This is a genomic window from Thiohalophilus sp. (assembly GCF_031581315.1).
GTDB lineage: Bacteria > Pseudomonadota > Gammaproteobacteria > UBA6429 > Thiohalophilaceae > Thiohalophilus.
Map to the genome: position 1 here is coordinate 8,468 of NZ_JAVLAZ010000079.1, position 2,606 is coordinate 11,073.

3 protein-coding genes are annotated in these 2,606 nt (G+C 59.4%); all 3 read left to right on the forward strand.

Going from position 1 to position 2,606, the window contains the following annotated elements:
* Positions 1–94 precede the first annotated feature (94 nt).
* From ampE to cobT, 3 genes are read left to right on the forward strand one after another with little or no spacing between them, the layout of a single operon-like run.
* Positions 95–964, forward strand: a complete 870-nt coding sequence (gene ampE, locus RI563_RS10690) for a regulatory signaling modulator protein AmpE (RefSeq protein ID WP_310694371.1) — start codon at positions 95–97, stop codon at positions 962–964.
* A gap of 15 nt (positions 965–979) precedes the next feature.
* The gene (gene cobU, locus RI563_RS10695) at positions 980–1,492 is read left to right on the forward strand and encodes a bifunctional adenosylcobinamide kinase/adenosylcobinamide-phosphate guanylyltransferase (RefSeq protein WP_310694372.1); all 513 of its coding nucleotides are present in this window, start codon (positions 980–982) and stop codon (positions 1,490–1,492) included.
* 3 nt (positions 1,493–1,495) lie between these two features.
* Positions 1,496–2,554, forward strand: coding sequence for a nicotinate-nucleotide--dimethylbenzimidazole phosphoribosyltransferase (gene cobT, locus RI563_RS10700; RefSeq protein ID WP_310694373.1), 1,059 nt, complete (start codon positions 1,496–1,498; stop codon positions 2,552–2,554).
* Positions 2,555–2,606 lie beyond the last annotated feature (52 nt).

Here is a 2,606-nt window from a genome sequence, read left to right on the forward strand (position 1 = left end):
CCCGGCCCGGCTTTTGACTGGGCCCGCCTGATGGCGGCGTTGTAGAATGACGCAAAGCTTGATATTTACACCTTTTATATAGACACTTGGCATCATGAATCTGATAAGTATATTGCTGGCATTGGCGGTGGAGTTCTTCTACAAGCCGGTGTCCGACCTGCGCCGTTTCGACTGGTTCGATCGTTACCACGAAACCCTCTATCACAAACTCGAGGGCCAGCCCCTGCGCGACGGGCCGGTGGGGGTCATCCTGCTGATCGGGCTGGTGGCGCTGGCGGTGTGGATCGTGCTGGCGGCGCTGGGCGCCCTGACCGGGTTACTGGCGTTCCTGCTCGGACTGGTGGTGCTGATTTTTACGCTCGGCCCACGCGATCTGGATGAGGATGTTCAGCACGTACTGACCGCCCTGGAACGGGACGATCCCGAAGCGGCCGCGCTGTGCGCCCGCCAGCTGGGTGATGAGACGGAAATCACCGCCGAATCCACGGTCGAACTGGTCCAGCAAGTGCGCGATCGGATTCTGGTGGAGGCCAACACGCGGATGTTCGGCGTGCTGTTCTGGTTTTTGATTCTCGGGCCGATCGGGGCGGTACTGTTTCGACTCAGCTGCCATGTCCGGCAGCAGGCTTCGGTCACGGACGAATATCGCAATGCCACTTACGATCTGTATCAAATTCTCGCCTGGATCCCCGCCCGCCTCACCGTCTTGTGCTACGCCCTGGCCGGTAATTTTGTCGACACCCTCAGTCGCTGGCAGAGCCCCGCCGACATCTGGCAACGCGACAGCGACGCCTTTTTGATAGAAAGCGGCACGGGTGCCATTGCCGGCGAATACCAGGAAATCGAGGAGGCGACTCCTGTCGATACCGCCCCGATACAACATGCCCTGGGACTGGTCAAACGGGCGCTGGTCGTCTGGGTGGTCCTGCTGGCGTTGTTGACCCTGATGGGTCTGATTTTCTGATTCCTGTTCCAACTCATGCAGCAATTAATCCTCGGCGGTATCCGTTCCGGTAAAAGTCGCTATGCCCAGCAATTGGCCGGGCAGAGCAATAAACCTGTCACACTGATTGCAACGGCCACGGCCGGCGATGAAGAGATGGCCGAGCGCATTCGCCGTCATCAACAGGAACGCCCCGCCCATTGGCAAGTCGTTGAAGAACCGTTGGCATTGAGCGATGCCTTGCAAAAAAGCGATGATCCCGACGCGATCATACTGATCGACTGTCTGACCCTGTGGCTGACCAACCTGTTGCTCGACCGCGATCCGCAACGACTGGAACAGGAACAGAACAACCTGCTGGCCTGCCTGCCGTCATTGCAGGCCGATCTGTTGTTTGTCAGTAACGAAGTCGGGCAGGGCATCATTCCCGCCGATCCGCTTTCCCGCCGCTTTGCCGATGAAACCGGCCGCCTGCATCAGCGTCTCGCCGGGGTGTGTGATCGGGTGACGATGATCACCGCCGGACTGCCGCAAACCCTCAAAGGATAAGTGATGACGTTGTACTGGTGGCAACAGCCTGTCAAAGCGATCGATGCCGACGCGCAACAGGCCGCGCAACAGCGTCAGGGTCAACTGACCAAGCCGCCCGGTTCGTTGGGCCAGCTGGAATCCCTGGCAATACAACTGGCGGGTCTGCAGGCGAACGCCACGCCCGTTATCGAACAGTGCTGGGTGGCGGTCTTTGCCGCCGATCACGGTATTGCCCATCAGGGCGTGTCCGCCTTTCCGCAAATTGTCACCACCGAGATGGTGCGCAACTTTGCCCGTGGCGGTGCCGCGATCAGCGTCATGGCGACAGAACAGAACGCCCACCTGGAAGTGGTCAATGTCGGCACTGCGCACGATCCCGGTGAACTGCCGGGGGTGGTCGATCAGCGTATTGGCGAAGGCACGGCTGACTTCAGCCAGCAACCGGCCATGACACCCGAACAGGGACAGCAGGCGCTGGCGGCGGGGCGCGATTCGGTACAACGGGCGCTGGACGCGGGAAGTCAGTTATATATTGGTGGTGAGATGGGCATTGCCAATACCACCTCGGCTGCCGCGTTGGGCTGTGTGTTGCTGAATCAGCCGGCCCAACAACTGGTCGGACCGGGCACCGGGCTGGATGATGCCGGCGTGCGACACAAGGCCGAGGTGATCGATACAGCAATCACCCGGCATGCGATTGACCCACAGGATGCGCAGACCGTGCTGCATTGTTTTGGCGGTTTTGAGATCGCGGCACTAACGGGAGCATACGTGCATGCCGCCCAGCAGGGCCTGCCGGTGCTGATAGACGGATTTATCTGCAGCGTGGCGGCGCTGATCGCCGAGAAATTGTTGCCGGGCAGCCGACAATGGTTCATCTACAGTCATCGTTCCGCCGAGCCCGGTCATCGAGCGATCCTGGATGATCTGCAGGCGGAGCCGTTACTCGACCTCGGCATGCGCCTGGGCGAGGGCAGCGGCGCGGCCGTGGCGCTGTCATTGTTACGTCATGCCTGCGCTTTGCATAACGGTATGGCGACTTTTGAAGAAGCCGCAGTTTCCGGTAAAGAAAGTGACTGATTTAAAATGTCCGCTAATTAACGCGAATGTACGTAAATAATTTATTAAAGAT

Excerpts from the sequence above, each read along its gene's own strand:
- ampE (WP_310694371.1), top strand. The coding sequence starts at position 95 with ATGAATCTGATAAGTATATTGCTGGCATTGGCGGTGGAGTTCTTCTAC.
- cobU (WP_310694372.1), top strand. The coding sequence starts at position 980 with ATGCAGCAATTAATCCTCGGCGGTATCCGTTCCGGTAAAAGTCGCTAT.
- cobT (WP_310694373.1), top strand. The coding sequence starts at position 1,496 with ATGACGTTGTACTGGTGGCAACAGCCTGTCAAAGCGATCGATGCCGAC.